The sequence below is a fragment of the Rahnella victoriana genome, assembly GCF_021276285.1.
GTDB classification, from domain to species: Bacteria; Pseudomonadota; Gammaproteobacteria; order Enterobacterales; family Enterobacteriaceae; genus Rahnella; species Rahnella victoriana.
The window spans coordinates 157,569-175,925 of sequence record NZ_CP089919.1; the positions used below are offsets into that span (position 1 = coordinate 157,569).

Genomic DNA, 18,357 nt, shown 5'->3' on the forward strand with positions numbered 1-18,357 from the left:
AAACCTATGCAAAAATGCACACGAACAGACGGGGTAATGTCGCGAAAATATCGTCACTAACAAAAGCGCTTTGAGATTATTCTTAGAACATCCTAACGTAAATTCTTCACTGCTTACAGTTATATACAAACTTTTTTTGAATAATAGGCACTTTATGCCTCAAATTAATAAGCAAGCTAATATAATAATTAATGGACGAAATTAGTTGATTTAGCGACAATAAAAGAGAGAAACAAAGGAAATTGAGTTAACACCGAAGAAAGGGGCGAATTTCAGGCATAAAAAAACCACCCGAAGGTGGCTATAACGACATTACTACTTTATTGCTTTTGATTATTCTGTAAATTTTCCCATGGTACCCGGGACGAGACTTGAACTCGTACAGCCATAAGCCGAGGGATTTTAAATCCCTTGTGTCTACCGATTCCACCACCCGGGCTCCGGGAAAATTGGAGGCGCGTTCCGGAGTCGAACCGGACTAGGCGGATTTGCAATCCGCTACATAACCGCTTTGTTAACGCGCCTTAAATCTTACTACTTGTCTTGCACTTAAACCAATTATTGAATCAGTTTAAGAAAATTTGGAGCGGGAAACGAGACTCGAACTCGCGACCCCGACCTTGGCAAGGTCGTGCTCTACCAACTGAGCTATTCCCGCTTTAATCAGAAACTACTGATTTTTTTAACTAATCTTCAGGCATAACACTGTCTGCCTTCCGATGCGTTGCATTCTACTGACCTGACGGTTTGAGTCAATAAAATTATCAGCTTCATGCGATCGTTTGACGGTTTTTACGTCAGTTTGATCAGGGTTCCAGCAAATCGTGGCGCGCAGCGTTCAGATATTGGAACATTGACCAGAAAGTCAGCACCGCCGCAATATAAAGTGCAACGATACCCACGCCGATCACGATGTCATCAGGACGCCATAACAGCGCGACCAGCGACAGCATCTGTGCAGTCGTTTTCACTTTGCCGATCCAGGATACCGCCACACTGCTGCGTTTACCAATCTCGGCCATCCATTCGCGCAAGGCTGAAATGATAATTTCGCGGGCGATCATGGTCGCGGCAGGCAACGTAATCCACCAGGAGTGGAAATGCTCAGCCACTAATACCAGCGCGACGGCCACCATGACTTTATCGGCCACCGGATCAAGGAATGCCCCGAAACGCGTTGTTTGCTTCCAGCGACGGGCGAGATAGCCATCAAACCAGTCAGTGACCGCAGCGAAAACGAAAATCAGCGCACAGGCCAGCGGTGCCCACGGATAATGCAGGTAGAAGGCCAGCACGAAGAACGGTATCAGTACAACGCGGAACAGGGTAAGGCACGTAGGTATATTAAATTGCATAGCGAAGGTAACTGTTTGTCCGGTGTGGATATTATGAGTATGTTGCTACATTGCCTTTAGTGTTTCAACGCATTATGAATCTTTTCTGCCAATGCGATTGAAATACCCGGTACCTGTGCAATTTCCTCTACGCTGGCATTCAGTAAAGGTTGAATGCCTCCCATGTATTTCAGTAAAACCTGACGCCGTTTTGGCCCGACGCCTTCAATCTCTTCCAGTGCACTGGTGGTACGCACTTTAGCGCGCTTCTGACGATGCCCGGTAATGGCGTGGTTATGCGAATCATCACGAATATGCTGGATGACATGCAGTGCCGGGGAATCCGCCGGTAAGGCAATCCCCTCCCCTTCCGGAACGAAGAACAGTGTTTCCAGCCCGGCTTTACGATCGGCGCCTTTGGCAATACCGATCAGCAGCGGTTTGGATTTATCCCATTCAACATTCAGCGAATGGAACACATCCAGCGCCATGCCGAGCTGCCCTTTACCGCCATCAATAAAGATGACATCAGGGATTTTGTTCTCTTCCAGCGCCTTGCCATAACGACGCTGCAACACCTGCGCCATCGCAGCATAATCATCGCCTGGCGTGATGCCGGTAATATTGTAACGCCGGTATTCGGAGCGCACCGGGCCATTACCATCAAATACCACGCAGGAGGCCACCGTCTGCTCGCCCATAGTATGGCTGATGTCGAAGCATTCCATGCGGTTAATTTCCGCAAGATGCAGGGTTTTTGCCAGTTCCGCCAGCCGCTGATGGATGGTGGACTGCTGCGCCAGTTTGGTCGTCAGCGCGGCAGATGCATTGGTCCGCGCCAGTTTCAGATAACGGGCACGGTCGCCACGCGGCTTACTTTGGATTTGCACCTTGCGCCCGGCTATTTCGCTCAGCGAGTCCGCCAGCAGATCTTTTTCCGCCAGATTGAAATCCAGCAGAATTTCGCCGGGAAGGGTGCGTTGCTGACTGCCCTGCAAATAGAATTGTCCGACGAAAGTTTGCACCACTTCACCAAGATCGGTACCGCCCGGCACTTTCGGATAGTAACTGCGGCTGCCCAGCACTTTGCCCTGACGGATAAACAGAACATGCAGACAGGCCATGCCTGACTCAAAGGCCACGCCGATGACGTCCAGATCTTCGCTGTTGCCGGAAACGAACTGCCGCTCCGTCACGCGACGCACGGCCTGAATCTGATCGCGGATCCGGCCTGCGTCTTCGAAACGCAGCGCCTGACTGGCCTCTTCCATGCGGTTCACCAGCTGGGTGACCACCTGCTGATCTTTGCCTGACAGAAACAGACGGACGTAATCCACCTGATCTTTATAATCTTCGTCGCTGACCAGTCCTTTGACGCACGGCCCGAGGCAGCGGCCAATCTGATATTGCAGACAAGGGCGCGAACGGTTGCTGTAAACGCTGTTTTCACACTGACGGATCGGGAAAAGTTTTTGCAATAACGCTAACGTCTCACGCACGGCATAGGAGTTAGGGAAAGGCCCGAAATACTCGCCTTTGGCGTGTTTTGCCCCACGGTGTACCGAAATTCGCGGATGGTTATCCGCACTGAGAAAAATCAGCGGGTACGATTTATCATCGCGCAGCAAAACGTTATAGCGTGGCTGATACAGCTTGATGTAGTTATGTTCGAGCAGCAGCGCTTCGGTTTCGGTGTGCGTGACAGTGACATCGATTTGCGCAATATTTTTGACCAGTGTTTCCGTCTTGCGGCTGGAAACCTGAACACGAAAATAGCTCGAAAGACGTTTTTTAAGGTCTTTGGCTTTACCTACATAGATTACGGTGCCACTGGCGTCGTACATCCTGTAGACGCCCGGCTGGCTGGTGACCGTTTTCAGAAAGGCTTTAGGGTCGAAACGCTCATCACTCACTGCCTGATAAAGTCTCCGTATTGAACAAACCATGTCGGATAGCCAGATGGGTTAACTCAACATCGCCGCTAATATTTAATTTACTAAACATCCGGTAACGATAACTGTTAACCGTCTTCGGGCTCAAGTTCAGTTGTTCTGAAATTTCATTCACCTTCTGCCCCTTGGTAATCATCAGCATGATCTGAAGTTCACGCTCGGATAAGGAGTCAAAAGGCGTTTCTGACTGAGGTTCGATCTGGCTCAGCGCCATTTGCTGCGCAATGTCAGACGCAATGTAGCGCTGACCCGAATCCACCAGACGGATAGCATTCACCACTTCCTGTGGTGCTGCCCCTTTACTCAGATAACCGGAAGCCCCCGCTTGCATGACCTTAGCGGGCAACGGGTTTTCAGTATAAATCGTTAACATGATGATCTTGATATCTGGGGAGAAACGGACGATTTTCTTGGTCGCTTCAAGCCCGCCGATACCCGGCATGTTCATATCCATCAGGACAATATCAACGTCATTAGTCCGGCACCATTTGACGGCATCTTCACCGCATTGCGCCTCACCAACCACTTTGATGCCTTTGATATCTTCAAGAATGCGTCGGATCCCTGCGCGCACCAGTTCATGGTCATCAACAAGAAGAACGCTAATCAAAGAGAATTCTCCAAAAAATAAGGGCGACACACCGTCAGGTTCTTCAAGCCTGTCTTACGTTCTGAACAAAATAGGTGTTCTCAGACAGCTTATAAAATGAAGAGAAGGTGGCAATAAGAGGCCAGCATCAACAAACTTGCCCCACTGCCGCACATCGGCAGTGTTTTTAAATCAGGAAGACACAGTTATTTATTATAGCCCGCGTATTTTACTCTATCCCGCCTTCCTGACCAAGGAATGTCTGCAAAAAACTAGTTTGCTGAATGTAAATGAGAAGTGCCATCAGCTGTATTAATAAATTATAAAAAAACCCAGCCGAATCAATCAACAAGCCCCATCCGCTACGTTTTCTTTCAGGCAGTAAAAAAATAAGCACAGGCTTTTTTACTGCACTAAAACAACCACAATGCGGCACTGGCTATTTAACCGCCAACGCGTACCCTGCATATATCTATGATATAACCGATTATTATTTATGATCGCACGAATTGCCGATGGCTTATATGAATAAGTTTGCACATAAACATGAGAAAGGCTCATTGAGCCATTATGTTTAGTATTCTTTACCGGGCGTTCTGTCGGGCTTATATGACTCCCTTGTTGCACGATTTTCAGCCTGCCGGCGATGCTGCACTAAAACGTGCCAACTATGCTAAAATGCGGCCACTTTTCTACTGTCCGGAATTCGGAGCACGGCCCCCGCAGCCTGCCTGAGGAGATAAACATAATGAGTAATTGCGATTTTACGACTGAAGCAAACGTTGAAACACTGGCAACGGAAGTCGCCTGCCTGAAAGCCACCCTGACCCTGATCCTCAAAGCGATCGGCCAGGCTGATGCCGGCAAAGTGATGCTGAACATGGAGCGTTTTGTTGCTCAGATGGAAGATGAGCAACAGGCAGAAGTGTTCAAAAACTCCCTGCAACAGATCAAATTCGCTTACCGTCAGTAAATGCCTTCCGGAGTCTGTCGCCAGACAGACTCTGTTTCCCCTCAGCCCCTCCCCTGAACTTCTGCTACAATCATACCCTGACCCCCTTCCCTGAGGACAACCGCATGAGTGACGGAAACAATAAAGAAAACAAAAGCAAAGCTGACGATGTTCATATCAGTGACGGGCTGGGTGAGCTGATCCAGGTTTCAGAACAACTGACCGAAGAAGAAATCGAAAGAGCGGCCGAAGAGGCGAAACAAGCCGTCGAAGATGCCAAAAAACAGAACCATCATTGATCCATGCATCGCCATTTCCTTGCCCCTCATCAGGCCATTGCGCCTCTGGCCATTGATTACCAACATGGCGACAGCGAACCCGCTCACAGCCACAGTTGCTCGCAGCTTATTCATACTTTGTCCGGCATTGTTGAAGTGCATACCTCGCTTGGCACCTGGATGGTGCCGCCCGGGCGCGGTGTCTGGCTGCCGGCAAATGTCGTGCACAGTCTGCGGTTTATCGGCGGCGTAAAAGCCCGCACGCTGTTTGTCGATCCGCTGGCACGGGCTGATTTGCCCGCCCAATGTCAGGTGGTGCAGATTTCTCCCCTGCTGCGCGAACTGATCCTGTCATCGCTGACCATTCCGGCAGATTACCTCTCCGGCGGGCGGGATGAGCGCATTATGGAATTATTGCTGGATGAACTCCGCCTCCTGCCGACGCTGCCGCTGCATCTGCCGGAACCGAAAGAGCCGGAACTGCTGAGCCTGTGCCAGCAGATACGCGCGGATTTGTGTGCTTCATGGGAACTGGAAGATGTCGCCCAGCGACTGGAGATCAGCAGCCGGACGCTTTCGCGCCGCTTTCAGCGTGAAACCGGATTGCGTTTCAGTGACTGGGTTCGTCAGGCCAAATTGCTCGAAGCCCTGAACCAGCTGGCGGCCGGTGTGTCGGTCATAGATGTGGCACTGGCACTCGGTTATGAAAGCCCGAGTGCCTTTAGCGCGATGTTCCGCCGTTCACTGGGCGTATCACCCAGTGAATATTTTAGTCAGCCATAACCGCACTGGCGGCATTGAACAGCGCCTGCAACGAGGCGCCGGAGACATCACTGTCGATGCCCACGCCATAGCAGTTTTCCCCCAACCGCCCCTGACAACTCAGATAGGCCACCGCGCGGCTGTGGCTCTGATGTCCCAGCGTATGCTCATGATAATCGCCGATTTCCAGCTGTACGTCGTAACTGCGGCGCAGTGCATCTGCCGCCCCGGACAACAAACCGTTGCCGCTGCCGGTAATATGCTGTTCTTCATTGCGATAACGGATCCGCGCACTGAAATGGCATACGTTCTGTTCATCACTGCGGATATCGTAACTCAGCAATTTCAACACCGGCTGATCGGTTAACCCGTAACGCTGACGGAACAGCCGCCAGATATCGCTGGTGCTCATCTCCTTGCCGTGGGTATCCGTTTCGCGCTGCACTGCTTTACTGAAATCGATTTGCAAACCACGCGGCAATTTCAGCCCGTGATTTTGCTCCAGCAGCCAGGCCGCCCCGCTTTTCCCCGACTGACTGTTGACGCGGATCACCGCTTCATAACTGCATCCGACGTCCGCCGGATCTAACGGCAGATAAGGCACGCGCCAGACAGGATTGTCTGACACGTTCTGCACCGCGAACCCTTTTTTGATCGCATCCTGATGCGAGCCGGAAAACGCGGTAAACACCAGTTCACCGGCATACGGATGGCGCGGATGCACCGGCAACTGGTTACATTCTTCCACCGCTTCGACTATTGCCTGCAAATTGCTGAAATCCAGTTGCGGCGCAACGCCCTGAGTATAAAGATTCAGCGCCAGCGTCACGAGATCAACATTCCCGGTACGCTCGCCGTTACCGAACAGACAGCCTTCCACGCGGTCGGCACCGGCCAGCATCGCCAGTTCGGCGCAGGCTACGCCGGTTCCGCGATCATTATGCGGATGCACACTGATGGAAACCTGCTGACGGCGGCTGAAATGGCGGCAGAACCATTCAATCTGATCGGCATAAATATTCGGTGTGCTGACTTCCACGGTCGCCGGTAAATTGATGATCATCGGGCGCGTATTGCCCGGCTCCCAGACATTGGCGACGGCCTCACACACTTCCAGCGCAAACTCCAGTTCGGTAAAACAGAAGGTTTCCGGCGAATACTCAAATGTCCATTCAGTCTGAGAATATTGTTCGCATAACTGACGGATTTGCTGAGCGCCGCGCACAGCCAGATCGCGGGTTGCCGCCTGATCCTGGTTGAACACCACTTCACGGAATACCGGCGCGGTGGCGTTATATAAATGCACGATGGCGCGCGGCACATCTTTCAACGCCTCAAACGTGCGGGCAATCAGATCCGGCCGTGAAGGCGTCAGCACCTGGATCACCACATCGTCCGGGATCACCTTGTCTTCAATCAGGCCGCGTACAAAATCAAAATCAGTCTGAGACGCGGACGGGAACGCCACCTCGATGTGTTTAAAACCACAGCGCACCAGCAAATCAAAAAACTGACGCTTGCGGGCATTGTCCATGGGTTCGGCCAGCGCCTGATTACCGTCACGCAGATCACTGGAGCACCACTGCGGCGCTTTATCGAGCACATTTCCCGGCCACTGACGGTCGGGTAAATTTACCTGCGGAAAGGGACGGTACTTTTGCGACGGGTCGTTTAACATGCGGTTTTCCTTATGATGTCGGGTCAGCGGTAAAGCTCTGTTAAACCCATAGTACGCAAACGATAACTTCGTGCGCCTGACTAACTGACAGCAACCCTCGCAAAACGGACAAAAAGAAAATGATAAATGAATCAGACTCACGCTATAGTGCATAACTAAACGCGTCCAGTCCGGCGATCAGAGGTCGTACAGAATGAAAAGGGTTCTGAATTCAAACGAAAAGAAACGGCTTGCGGCGCTGCAAAAATTAAAGATTGCAGACGGCAATCCGGATGAAGTTCTTGATCTGATTACCCGTCTTACCCAGCAAATTTTTGATATTCCTATTTGCATCATTACTCTGGTTGACCAGCATCGTCAGTGGTTTAAATCCAAAACCAACACGGCGTTGCGTTATACGGCGCGGGATATCGCGTTTTGCGATTACACCATCCGTTCCTCGTCAGTGATGGTGGTTAATGATGCCCTGCTGGATGCGCGTTTTTGCGAAAATCCGCTGGTCACCGCTGAAGAAGGCATGCGTTTCTACGCCGGCGCGCCGCTGATCACCCGTGACGGGTTCGCGGTCGGCAGCCTATGTCTGGCGGATAAACATCCTCGCGATTTTTCGGCGCAGGAAATCGATATGCTGTCGGACCTGGCGGCGATTGTCATCGATATCATCGAATCGCGCAGTACCATGAGTTTTGTGGATATTGTGACGCGGTTACCCAACCGCCAGCGTCTGATGGAAGATATCTCGCATCTGATCAAAGCACCGGACAATACCCCCTGTTTACTGATCCTGATCGATACCCTCGACACCCTCTACGCCTACGACATCGGACGCGCCATCGGCATTCCGAAAGTCGAAAACATTCTTAAAGATATCGGTTCCTTCCTGCGCAGCGAACTGAATGAGAATGACAAAGTGTACAGCCTGATGCTGGGCCGCTTTGCGCTGATTAAGCGTCTGGACGAACAGGAAGAAATTTTTAATCAGCTGGAAATCGCCGCAGCCAAAATCCAGCAAAGCATTACCAGTGACATCCCGATCAATGTACGGTTGCACGCGGGCTATACCGTGTTCTCGTCCACCTCGCCTTGCGCTGAAAACATCATGCGCCAGGGGATGTCCTCCCTGCACGAAGCCATCAGTAATAACCAGCTCATCATGCCTTATCAGCAGGAGTCGGACGTTATCCAGCGTCGCGCGTTTAACCTGCTCAATGATCTGATGGCTACCGTGGCGTCCTGCGAAGATTTTCATCTGGTTTATCAGCCGAAAATCCGTCTGGCCGACAAAAAATTTCAGGGCGTTGAGGCGCTGATCCGCTGGCAACACCCGACGCTGGGCATCATCTCGCCGTCTGAATTTATCCCGCTGGCGGAAAAAACGCCGCTGATTACCCCGCTCACCAACTGGGTGATCACGCAGGCCGTGATGCAAATTGCAGAATGGCAAAAGCGCGGCGCGCAGATTCAGGTCTCCATTAACCTGACCGCTAATAATCTGGTGGAACAGGATCTGGTTCAGCGCATTCATACCGCCCTGATCCTCCATCAGGTATCACCGTCGATGCTGGAAATCGAGTGTCTGGAGACGCAGACGCTGGCCAACAATCCGCATGCTGTGGCGTCGCTGGACGCCCTGCGTCAGATGGGGATCAGCATTGCGCTGGATGATTTTGGTGCCGGCTACAGCAACCTGAATTACCTGCAAAAAATTCCGGCGGACACACTGAAACTGGATCAATCGCTGATTCAGGGCATCAGTAATGACAGTAAGAGCAAAGTGATTGTGAAATCGATGATTGAGATGGCGCACGCGCTGAGCTATCAGGTGGTGGCAGAAGGCGTGGAAGATAACGACACCTTGCTGTGTCTGGAAGAACTGCACTGTGATTCCGTGCAGGGTTTCTATTTTTCGCGTCCGCTGCAACACGACCAGATCCTTGAATGGTCGAAGCCCTATATCTGATCCCCGGTTCATTTTCAGCAGACGTAAAAAAACCCGCTTTCAGCGGGTTTTTCATTTTAACTAGTTGCTGCTGCCTTCGGGGCGGATGTTGTAAGTACCGAAGAAGCTGCGATCCGTTTCCAGGCTGATGCTCTTGCCATTCGCATCAACGGTGATAGAACCCGTCGTTTTCGTCAGCGCACAGGCAATCCGGACATCAATGGTGCGCATCCCGTTTGGCACGTTCAGATCCACGTACTGATTAAAGTGCAGGGAAGCGACAGTCTGCCCGTCTAAAAAGACCATCAGCGGACAGGTTTTTTCGAACGGCACCAGCGACCACTGTTCCAGACGATGCAGGCGGATATGGGTCTGTCCTTCCGGCGGTGTCGCGCTTGCATTTGCGAAAGATGACTTGACCTGAAGCGTCGGTTCGTAAGGGTTACCCGCGCATCCGGCTAAAAATAAAGCAGCCAAAGCCACCAGTGTTTTTTTCATCGTTATCTCCCTGAGTTTATGAACGAATGATAGCAGTGTGCGCGCTGCGGGCAACAAAAAACCGGTAGCCTCCGTCCGCCAACCGGCCATAACCGCAAAAAGTCCGCTAAATCTGTGACATTCGTACAAAAATCGACCACCCGAATTGCTAACCGCTTCGTGCTGGTATTTGATACTCTTATTAAGATTTATCCGATCAGCCGTTCAACTCAGCGTCAGGAATTATTATGTACAGCTACACACTCATCGCACCCGCAGGGATCGTTCAGCATTACGAAGACGAATTCCGTCAGATAGGGATTGAGCTACTGGTTGCCAAACAGAACCGTTCAGAAACGGTCGTCTTACGCAGCAGCCAGTTCAGCGAAGAAAGAACCTTTATCACGCACGTACATCTGCTGATTTTCAGCCTGTGCATGCGGGTACAGAAACAACTTAAAAATGGCAATGCACCGAATACCACGATTATGTATTGATGCATTACCCCGCAGCTACCTGTTCCGGCCTCAATCAGGGGCCTGACTTATTTCAATGCCCTTCCCTCCCTTCCGCCTTTTCTGTGTTGTAAAAAGACTCCCGGCCCGTTGGTTAATTTAAATACGACACGCCTGTGCTTATTTCCTGCGTAGGGGAAATATTAATTTAAGAGGGATGTTGATGACCATGACAGGCCACTGAGTGAGTCATCACAAAAGCAGGATTTAAAACGACGGGATGTAACAGGCTGATCTGAAAGGATGTTGGTGGGTCGTGGCGGGTTCGAACCGCCGACCAATTGATTAAGAGTCAACTGCTCTACCGACTGAGCTAACGACCCAACGCACAGGATTATTCTCCTGTCGTCTGAGGATGTCAAACGCTTATCCCCACTTTATTTGCCGTTATTCTCAGAGATATTTGTGAAGCTCATCACGGGCAAAAAAGGTATTATTCCCGCCTTCGTCACTGACATTTGATTAATTAACACTCAATTATCCGCGATGTAAAAAATACGATACATTTTTTTCTTCGGCATTTTTCATGCCAGTTATAATAAATGCGCACTTAACATTACTATTACACCATCCGCAGCAACTGTCGTTCCAGTTGTGGTGATAAAAGAGCCGTTCAGAGCTCAAAAGACTGACGTAAATGAATGCGATATGGCGGAGTTCATACGCAAAAAGCAAAAAACAGGAATCAATACAACATGCAAGAAGAGTCAAAAATCCTCGTCCAGCCGGAGGAAGAGAACGCTGAAGGTTTGCGGCGAAATCTCTCCAACCGCCATATCCAGCTTATTGCCATCGGTGGTGCTATCGGTACCGGCCTGTTTATGGGCTCCGGTAAAACCATCAGCCTCGCCGGTCCGTCCATTATTTTCGTCTACATGATCATCGGCTTTATGCTGTTTTTCGTCATGCGTGCGATGGGCGAACTGTTACTGTCCAATCTTGAATACAAATCCTTCAGCGACTTTGCTGCTGACCTGCTGGGCCCGTGGGCCGGATATTTCACCGGCTGGACCTACTGGTTCTGCTGGGTGGTGACCGGCATTGCTGATGTCGTCGCCATCACGGCCTACGCACAGTTCTGGTTCCCCGGACTGTCGCAATGGGTCGCATCCCTGCTCTGCGTGCTGGTGCTGCTGAGCCTCAATCTCGCCACCGTGAAAATGTTTGGTGAGATGGAGTTCTGGTTTGCGATGATTAAAATCGTTGCTATTGTCGGGCTGATTATCGCCGGGCTGGTGATGGTACTGACGCACTTCCAGACGCCGACCGGCACCGTTGCCTCATTCAGCAACCTGTGGAATGACGGCGGATTCTTCCCGAAAGGCGTCAGCGGCTTCTTTGCCGGTTTCCAGATCGCGGTGTTCGCGTTTGTCGGTATCGAACTGGTCGGCACGACCGCCGCCGAAACCAAGGATCCGCAGAAATCCCTGCCGCGCGCCATCAACGCCATTCCGCTGCGTATCATCATGTTCTACGTCTTCTCGCTGATCATGATTATGTCCGTGACACCGTGGAGCCACGTGGTGGCGGATAAAAGCCCGTTTGTTGAGTTGTTCGTTCTGGCCGGTCTTCCGGCGGCGGCGAGCATCATTAACTTCGTGGTGCTGACGTCTGCGGCATCCTCCGCCAACAGCGGGGTGTTCTCCACCAGCCGCATGCTGTTTGGTCTGGCTCAGGAAGGCAACGCGCCGAAAGCCTTCGGTAAGCTCTCCTCCCGCGCGGTCCCGTCAAACGGCCTGACCTTCTCCTGCATCTGCCTGCTCGGCGGTGTAGTGCTGATTTACCTGATCCCGAACGTAGTGACGGTCTTCACGCTGGTCACCACCGTTTCTGCGATCCTGTTTATGTTCGTCTGGACCATCATCCTTTGCTCGTATCTGGTCTATCGTCGTCAGCGCCCGCAGTTGCATGAAGCATCCATCTACAAAATGCCTCTCGGCAAACTGATGTGCTGGGTGTGTATGGCGTTCTTCGCCTTCGTTCTGGTTCTGCTGACCTTGCAGGATGACACCCGACAGGCGCTGATGGTCACGCCGCTGTGGTTTGTGATCCTTGGGATTGGGTATGGGTTACGCAGGCGCAGCCGTAAAGCCTGAGTGATAAACTCATGAGAAGAAGAGGAGCCATCTGGCTCCTTTTTACGTTTTGGCGGATCACTCCACCTCCAGCGCCTGCCTGAACTGTGCCCACATTTTCGCCGCTGTGGGTCTGACGGAGGCCACTTTCACCGGCAGTTCCGGTGGCGCGCCGGGTTTCATTTCACCGAGATCAAACGCAAAGGTGTAATCCGGTTCCTGCCCCATGCGCAAATCACTGACCAAAATATGGCCGCCCTGTTCTTTCACGCTGTAAAAACCGTGGCTGAACCAGGCGACGCGCGCCAGAAACGCATTGTCTTTATGCGCTGCATATAAGGCTTCGCCGCGCGGATAAAAGCGGAAACGGATCGGGGAATCCGGGTGCAGCAGCGAGGTAAACCCTTCACCGTAGCTGTCACGGCGCATCACCACCACCCGCCACACCAGCGAATTGAGCGGTGTCGGCGTGACCAGCACCTGCGTGCTTTCGATATTCTGGCGTTGCAGTTCTTCGCCGACGTGCCGCGTCACCTGATGCTGTTCAACTACGGTACACACCAGATACAGGCAACTGATGCCCAGCAGCACGTTGTTCCACATGATGCCGCGCTGTTGTTCGCGATACAGCGCCAGCCCGACGCCGATGATCAGCGGTAAGGTATAAAGCGGATCGATAATGAAAACACTGCCGACCGCAAACGGATAATTTGTGAATGGCAATCCGAGTTGCGTGCCGTAAACGGTCATTAAGTCCAGCAGCGGATGGGTGATCAACGCCAGCCAGACCGCGCCCCACCAGTGGCGGAAATGTTGCCCGCCGCTGAACAGTTTTGCCATCAGCCAGGCCAGCAGCGGTGAAATCAGCGTCAGATAAAACAACGCATGGCTTTCGGTGCGGTGCATCGTCATATTGCTGATGGCGTCACCGTGATCGTAAAACACGTCCAGATCGGGCAGCGTGCCGCACACCGCCCCGGCCAGTGCGGATTTCCACACCGGCGTGCGTTTGCCCATCACCGCAATACCGATGGCCGCCCCTAACACTAACTGCGAAACCGAATCCATTCTGACCCCTTAATCCCGACGCTGGATGCCTTCGGTGATAATGCGCTGCACGTTGCTCACCGTTTGCTCAAAGTAGTCAGGATCGCTGAGCGTTTTGCCGGTGATGGCTTCGACCTGTACACCAAAATCGGCGTAATGTTGCGTGGTGGCCCACAGCATAAAAATCAGCTGCATCGGGTCAACCGGGGCGATCAGCTCCTCTTTAATCCAGCCGCGGATCACATCCGATTTATCTTCCACCAGCGTTTTCAGGCTGCCGCCCAGTTCCTGTTTCAGCAGCGGCGCGCCCTGCACCATCTCCAGACAAAACAACCGCGACGCCTGCGGGTGATCGCGGGAGACACAGAGTTTCAGGCGGATATATTCGCGGATCGCTTCCAGCGGATGCTGATCCGGCTGCAAGGCTTTCAGCGGCGCCAGCCAGATATCCAGCAGCCCTTTCAGCACGGCGATATACAAATCTTCTTTCGACGGGAAGTAATACAGCAGGTTGGTTTTCGACACGTCGGCGCGTTCCGCCACCTGATCCAGGCTGGTGCCGTGGAGACCGTACAACGAGAAAAATTCCAGTGCCGCGGCCATGATGGTGCCGCGTTTGGCCGCGACCGCCCGCGAACGTCGCGTCGGTGCTTTCGCCGCCGCTTTGCGGGGTTTTGTTTCCCCGGCGGCAGACTGCGGAGGTTCAACCAATGGCTTCACAACGTCTCCCTGAGACAAACAGCAAGGCTCAAAGCATAACAAATGGGAATAAAAGCGACTATCGCTAACCGCCGCATAAATGAAAGCAACAAAATAATAACCACAATAATTGTGTTATTTAACAAAATTGCACCATTTACGTTCAATCCTGCCTGATTTATGTGCAGTTATTTTTGACCAAATGGTCTGAAACAGACCGTTTGCTCCACCAAAAATGAAAACATATTTTCAACACACTGATAACCAAAGAGATTAAAAAACTGGCATCCGGCTTGCAATAGCGATCCTGAATTCCTTCATTCGCGTTGCATCATGAGGTGAGCTATGAAAATCGGTGTCTTTATTCCTATCGGCAACAACGGCTGGTTAATTTCAGAAACTGCGCCGCAGTACAAACCGACCTTCGAACTGAACAAAACCATTGTGCAGAAAGCGGAGCATTACCATTTTGATTTCGCGCTCTCGATGATCAAACTGCGCGGCTTCGGCGGCAAAACCGAATTCTGGGAACACAACATGGAGTCGTTCACGCTGATGGCGGGCCTCGCTGCCGTGACCTCCCGCATCCAGCTTTACGCCACGGCCGCCACGCTGGTTATGCCTCCGGCGATTGTGGCACGCATGGCCGCCACCATTGATTCCATCTCCAATGGCCGTTTCGGCGTCAACGTCGTCACCGGCTGGCAGAAACCGGAATACGAACAGATGGGCATGTGGCCGGGCGATGATTATTTCACCCGCCGCTACGACTATCTGACCGAGTACGTTAGCGTGCTGCGTGACCTGTGGGGCACCGGCCACTGCACGCTGGACGGCGAATTCTTCAAAATGGACGACTGCCGCGTCAGTCCGCGTCCGCAAAGCGAGATGAAAGTCATCTGCGCCGGACAAAGTGATGCCGGCATGGCGTTCTCCGCTAAACACGCCGACTTCAACTTCTGCTTCGGCAAAGGCGTGAACACCCCGACCGCGTTTGCGCCGACCGCCGCGCGCATGAAAACGGCGGCCGAAGCCGAAGGACGCGACGTCTCTTCTTACGTGCTGTTTATGGTGATTGCCGACGAAACCGATGCCGCCGCCCGCGCCAAATGGGATCTGTATAAAGCCGGGGCTGACGCCGAAGCACTCGCCTGGCTGACCGACCAGAGCAGCAAAGACACCAAATCCGGAGCCGACACCAACGTCCGCCAGATGGCTGACCCGACCTCCGCCGTCAATATCAACATGGGCACGCTGGTCGGTTCTTACGCCAGCGTCGCCAGAATGCTCGATGAAATCGACACCGTGCCCGGCGCAGGCGGCGTGCTGCTGACCTTTGACGATTTCGTACAAGGCATCGAAAACTTCGGTCGTTACATCCAGCCATTAATGAAAACCCGCCAGCACATCGGCACTGAGCAGAAAGAGGTCGCATGATGAACGTCGTTGAGAATCAAACTGTGGTCCGCCGCGAACCCCAAAATACCGGCGAGGAAACGATCCTCACAGCACGTCCTGAAGCCATTGCCTTTACGCCGCAACAAACGGCGCTGATCGTGGTGGATATGCAAAACGCCTACGCCTCACAAGGCGGTTATCTGGATCTGGCGGGCTTTGATGTTTCCGCCACCGCGCCGGTGATTGCCAATATCAAAGTGGCGATTGCCGCCGCCCGCGCCGCCGGGATTAAAGTGATTTTCTTCCAGAACGGCTGGGACAATCAGTATGTCGAAGCCGGAGGTGCCGGTTCGCCGAACTTCCACAAATCCAATGCGCTGAAAACCATGCGCAAGCGCCCGGAACTGATGGGCAAACTGCTGGCAAAAGGCGACTGGGATTATGACCTGGTCGACGAACTTCAGCCGCAGCCGGGCGACATTGTGTTGCCAAAACCGCGTTACAGCGGCTTCTTCAATACCCAGCTCGACAGCCTGCTGCGCAGTTACGGTATTCATCATCTGGTCTTCACCGGCATCGCCACCAACGTGTGCGTCGAATCCACGCTGCGCGACGGGTTCTTTCTGGAATATTTCGGCGTAGTGCTGGAAGACGCCACCCATCAGGCCGGACCGGAATTCGCGCAAAAAGCGGCGATTTATAACATCGAAACCTTCTTTGGCTGGGTCTCCAGCGTGCGCAATTTCTGCGACGCCGTGGGTTACAAAACTGAACAAAACGCGGCCTGACCGCTTTCTGAAAAGGACAATTAACCATGCCTAAAAGCGCCATTATTCCGGCGGGCAGCGGCGTTCCGCTGGCCCCTTTTGTTCCGGGCACCCTCGCCGATGGCGTGGTGTACGTTTCCGGCACCCTGCCGTTTGATAAAGACAACAACGTGGTGCATGTCGGCGACGCCGCCGCGCAAACCCGTCATGTGCTGGAGATCATCAAAAGCGTGATCGAAACCGCAGGTGGCACGATGGACGACGTCACCATGAACTCGATTTTTATCACCGACTGGGCGAACTACGGCGCAGTGAATCAGGTGTACGCCGAATACTTCCCCGGTGAAAAACCGGCACGCTTCTGTATTCAGTGCGGGCTGGTGAAACCGGATGCGCTGATTGAAATCGCGTCAGTTGCCCATATCGGCAAGTAAATCGTTTTTAAACCCTGTCCTGAGCACCTTGAGGAAACAACATGTATTACAAGGTATTGGGTAAGAAAAATGCGGATGCAGAAACCGTCGTACTCTCTTCGGGACTGGGCGGTTCGGGCGGCTTCTGGCAACCCCAACTGGCGATGCTCGCGGAGCATTTTCGCGTCGTGGTCTATGACCAGCACGGCACCGGTGTCAGTCAGGGCACGGTGCCTGCGGGTTACCGCATGGAAGACATGGCCGACGAACTGGCGGGGATGCTCAACGGGCTGGATATCAGCCGCTGCCATCTGGTCGGCCACGCACTCGGCGGCATCATCGGCCTGCATCTTGCCCTGCGTTATCCGGCGCTGTTGCAAAGTCTGGTGGTGATTAACGGCTGGACGAAGCTCGACAGCCAGACGCGGCGCTGCTTTGAAGTGCGGCAAAATCTGCTGCTCAACAGCGGCGTGGATGCCTATGTGCAGGCGCAGCCGCTGTTTCTGTATCCGGGGGACTGGCTTTCTGAACATGAGGCGTTATTGCAGGAAGAGCGCCAGCATCAGGTGGCGCATTTTCAGGGGATGGAAAACCTGCTGCACCGTTTACAGGCGCTGATGGATTCAGACCTGACGGAAAGCCTCGGTCAGGTGATTACGCCGACGCTGGCGTTCAGCTGTAAAGATGATCTGCTGGTGCCGTGGTCGCGTTCGGTGGATCTCGCATCCCGCCTGCCCCACGGCGAACACACCCAAATGCTGTACGGCGGTCATGCCATGAGCGTGACCGACCCGGAAACCTTTAACCCGATTTTACTGGACTGGCTGCTGCGGCATTCATCGCAAGCTTCTGCCGCACCTGCCGGTCGTCTGCCCACGGAGACATCATGGCCGAAGCATTAACCGCCAGCGCACTGGCAACCTTATTCACCGACGCCCGCACCCACAACGGCTGGCTGGATAAGCCGGTGACCGGCGCACAGCTGAAAACGATTTACGATCTGGCACGCATGGGGCCAACCTCGGCCAACTGCAGCCCGCTGCGTATCGTGTTTATTCAGAGTCAGGAAGCAAAAGAAAAACTGGCTCCGGCGCTTTCTGGCGGCAATCTGAAGAAAACCATGACCGCACCGGTCACGGCGATCATTGCCTGGGATCCGGAGTTCTACGAACTGCTGCCCGAGCTGTATCCGTCCGGCGATGCCCGTTCGTGGTTCACCTCCAGCCCGCAACTGGCGCAGGATACGGCGTTCCGCAACAGCAGTTTGCAGGCCGCGTATCTGATCATGGCCTGCCGCTCGCTGGGTCTGGACACCGGCGCGATGTCAGGTTTTGACAACGCGAAGGTCGATGACACCTTTCTGGCGCAGGAAGGCTGGAAATCCAATTTTCTGATCAACATCGGTTACGGCGACAGCAGCAAAGTGTATCCGCGCGCGCCACGCCTTGATTTCGACCGCGCATGCCGCGTGCTGTAAGCATC

Annotated in this window: 18 protein-coding genes and 4 tRNA genes; 11 read left to right on the top strand and 11 right to left on the bottom strand. The window is 53.0% G+C overall.

The features are described 5' to 3' along the window. Nucleotides 1–353: 353 nt before the first annotated feature. The 6 genes from J9880_RS00840 to uvrY all read right to left on the bottom strand — a co-directional run bounded on the left by J9880_RS00840 (nucleotide 354) and on the right by uvrY (nucleotide 3,896). Nucleotides 354–439 (bottom strand) — tRNA-Leu (locus J9880_RS00840). An 11-nt stretch (nucleotides 440–450) separates the two neighbouring features. Next, nucleotides 451–524: transfer RNA gene (locus J9880_RS00845), tRNA-Cys, on the bottom strand. 58 nt (nucleotides 525–582) lie between these two features. After that, nucleotides 583–658: transfer RNA gene (locus tag J9880_RS00850), tRNA-Gly, on the bottom strand. Between the two features lie 148 nt (nucleotides 659–806). Further along, nucleotides 807–1,355 carry a CDP-diacylglycerol--glycerol-3-phosphate 3-phosphatidyltransferase gene (gene pgsA / locus J9880_RS00855; protein ID WP_095921300.1) on the bottom strand — a complete coding sequence of 183 codons (549 nt, stop codon included), beginning with the start codon at nucleotides 1,353–1,355 and terminating at the stop codon, nucleotides 807–809. Between the two features lie 56 nt (nucleotides 1,356–1,411). Next, a complete protein-coding gene (gene uvrC / locus J9880_RS00860; protein WP_269812095.1) occupies nucleotides 1,412–3,247 on the bottom strand; it encodes an excinuclease ABC subunit UvrC in 1,836 nt (611 codons plus the stop codon). Further along, complete coding sequence (uvrY, locus tag J9880_RS00865; RefSeq protein WP_013576296.1) at nucleotides 3,240–3,896, bottom strand: UvrY/SirA/GacA family response regulator transcription factor; 657 nt, start codon at nucleotides 3,894–3,896, stop codon at nucleotides 3,240–3,242. The genes uvrC and uvrY overlap by 8 nt, the downstream gene beginning before the upstream one ends. 727 nt (nucleotides 3,897–4,623) lie before the next feature. Here uvrY and J9880_RS00870 point away from each other — a divergent pair. The 3 genes from J9880_RS00870 to J9880_RS00880 all read left to right on the top strand — a co-directional run bounded on the left by J9880_RS00870 (nucleotide 4,624) and on the right by J9880_RS00880 (nucleotide 5,888). Next, a complete protein-coding gene (locus tag J9880_RS00870) occupies nucleotides 4,624–4,848 on the top strand; it encodes a DUF2594 family protein (RefSeq protein WP_015697982.1) in 225 nt (74 codons plus the stop codon). 104 nt (nucleotides 4,849–4,952) lie between these two features. After that, entirely contained in the window at nucleotides 4,953–5,126 is a 174-nt protein-coding gene (locus J9880_RS00875) for a hypothetical protein (RefSeq protein ID WP_162928667.1), read from the top strand. 3 nt (nucleotides 5,127–5,129) lie between these two features. After that, nucleotides 5,130–5,888 (top strand): AraC family transcriptional regulator, encoded by a 759-nt coding sequence (locus J9880_RS00880; protein ID WP_095921297.1) that lies wholly within the window; start codon nucleotides 5,130–5,132, stop codon nucleotides 5,886–5,888. On the opposite strand, the gene leuA is transcribed toward J9880_RS00880, so the two are convergent. After that, entirely contained in the window at nucleotides 5,875–7,545 is a 1,671-nt protein-coding gene (leuA, locus tag J9880_RS00885) for a 2-isopropylmalate synthase (protein WP_095921296.1), read from the bottom strand. The two genes, J9880_RS00880 and leuA, sit on opposite strands and share 14 nt — an antisense overlap. 193 nt (nucleotides 7,546–7,738) lie before the next feature. Here leuA and J9880_RS00890 point away from each other — a divergent pair, with 193 nt between their 5' ends. Further along, nucleotides 7,739–9,505, top strand: a complete 1,767-nt coding sequence (locus J9880_RS00890) for a sensor domain-containing phosphodiesterase (RefSeq protein ID WP_119826519.1) — start codon at nucleotides 7,739–7,741, stop codon at nucleotides 9,503–9,505. 60 nt (nucleotides 9,506–9,565) lie between these two features. Here the strand turns inward: J9880_RS00890 and J9880_RS00895 are convergent, their stop codons facing one another. Then, nucleotides 9,566–9,982: a hypothetical protein gene (locus tag J9880_RS00895; protein WP_119826521.1), complete on the bottom strand. Its 417-nt coding sequence runs from the start codon at nucleotides 9,980–9,982 to the stop codon at nucleotides 9,566–9,568. A 227-nt stretch (nucleotides 9,983–10,209) separates the two neighbouring features. Here J9880_RS00895 and J9880_RS00900 point away from each other — a divergent pair, with 227 nt between their 5' ends. Beyond that, on the top strand, nucleotides 10,210–10,458 hold the full coding sequence (locus J9880_RS00900; protein ID WP_095921293.1) for a hypothetical protein: 249 nt from the start codon (nucleotides 10,210–10,212) through the stop codon (nucleotides 10,456–10,458). 265 nt (nucleotides 10,459–10,723) lie between these two features. Here the strand turns inward: J9880_RS00900 and J9880_RS00905 are convergent. Beyond that, nucleotides 10,724–10,799, bottom strand: a tRNA-Lys gene (locus J9880_RS00905). Between the two features lie 372 nt (nucleotides 10,800–11,171). Between J9880_RS00905 and cycA the strand changes: the two genes are divergently transcribed. Continuing rightward, nucleotides 11,172–12,572 (top strand): D-serine/D-alanine/glycine transporter, encoded by a 1,401-nt coding sequence (gene cycA / locus J9880_RS00910; RefSeq protein WP_095921292.1) that lies wholly within the window; start codon nucleotides 11,172–11,174, stop codon nucleotides 12,570–12,572. 57 nt (nucleotides 12,573–12,629) lie between these two features. On the opposite strand, the gene J9880_RS00915 is transcribed toward cycA, so the two are convergent. Beyond that, nucleotides 12,630–13,619 (bottom strand): metal-dependent hydrolase, encoded by a 990-nt coding sequence (locus J9880_RS00915; protein WP_232769965.1) that lies wholly within the window; start codon nucleotides 13,617–13,619, stop codon nucleotides 12,630–12,632. Between the two features lie 9 nt (nucleotides 13,620–13,628). Continuing rightward, on the bottom strand, nucleotides 13,629–14,318 hold the full coding sequence (gene rutR, locus J9880_RS00920; protein WP_095921290.1) for an HTH-type transcriptional regulator RutR: 690 nt from the start codon (nucleotides 14,316–14,318) through the stop codon (nucleotides 13,629–13,631). Between the two features lie 324 nt (nucleotides 14,319–14,642). Here rutR and rutA point away from each other — a divergent pair, with 324 nt between their 5' ends. Genes rutA through J9880_RS00945 form a run of 5 tightly spaced genes read left to right on the top strand, consistent with a single transcriptional unit; the run spans nucleotide 14,643 to nucleotide 18,352 of the window. After that, nucleotides 14,643–15,734 (top strand): pyrimidine utilization protein A, encoded by a 1,092-nt coding sequence (gene rutA / locus J9880_RS00925; protein ID WP_119826523.1) that lies wholly within the window; start codon nucleotides 14,643–14,645, stop codon nucleotides 15,732–15,734. Continuing rightward, entirely contained in the window at nucleotides 15,731–16,483 is a 753-nt protein-coding gene (gene rutB, locus J9880_RS00930) for a pyrimidine utilization protein B (protein WP_181955514.1), read from the top strand. Before rutA ends, rutB begins: the two co-directional genes overlap by 4 nt. A gap of 26 nt (nucleotides 16,484–16,509) precedes the next feature. Beyond that, nucleotides 16,510–16,896 (top strand): pyrimidine utilization protein C, encoded by a 387-nt coding sequence (gene rutC, locus J9880_RS00935; RefSeq protein WP_047606165.1) that lies wholly within the window; start codon nucleotides 16,510–16,512, stop codon nucleotides 16,894–16,896. A gap of 41 nt (nucleotides 16,897–16,937) precedes the next feature. Further along, complete coding sequence (gene rutD, locus J9880_RS00940) at nucleotides 16,938–17,777, top strand: pyrimidine utilization protein D (protein ID WP_095921288.1); 840 nt, start codon at nucleotides 16,938–16,940, stop codon at nucleotides 17,775–17,777. Further along, nucleotides 17,762–18,352 carry a malonic semialdehyde reductase gene (locus J9880_RS00945; protein WP_095921287.1) on the top strand — a complete coding sequence of 197 codons (591 nt, stop codon included), beginning with the start codon at nucleotides 17,762–17,764 and terminating at the stop codon, nucleotides 18,350–18,352. The genes rutD and J9880_RS00945 overlap by 16 nt, the downstream gene beginning before the upstream one ends. The last annotated feature ends 5 nt before the right edge of the window (nucleotides 18,353–18,357 follow it).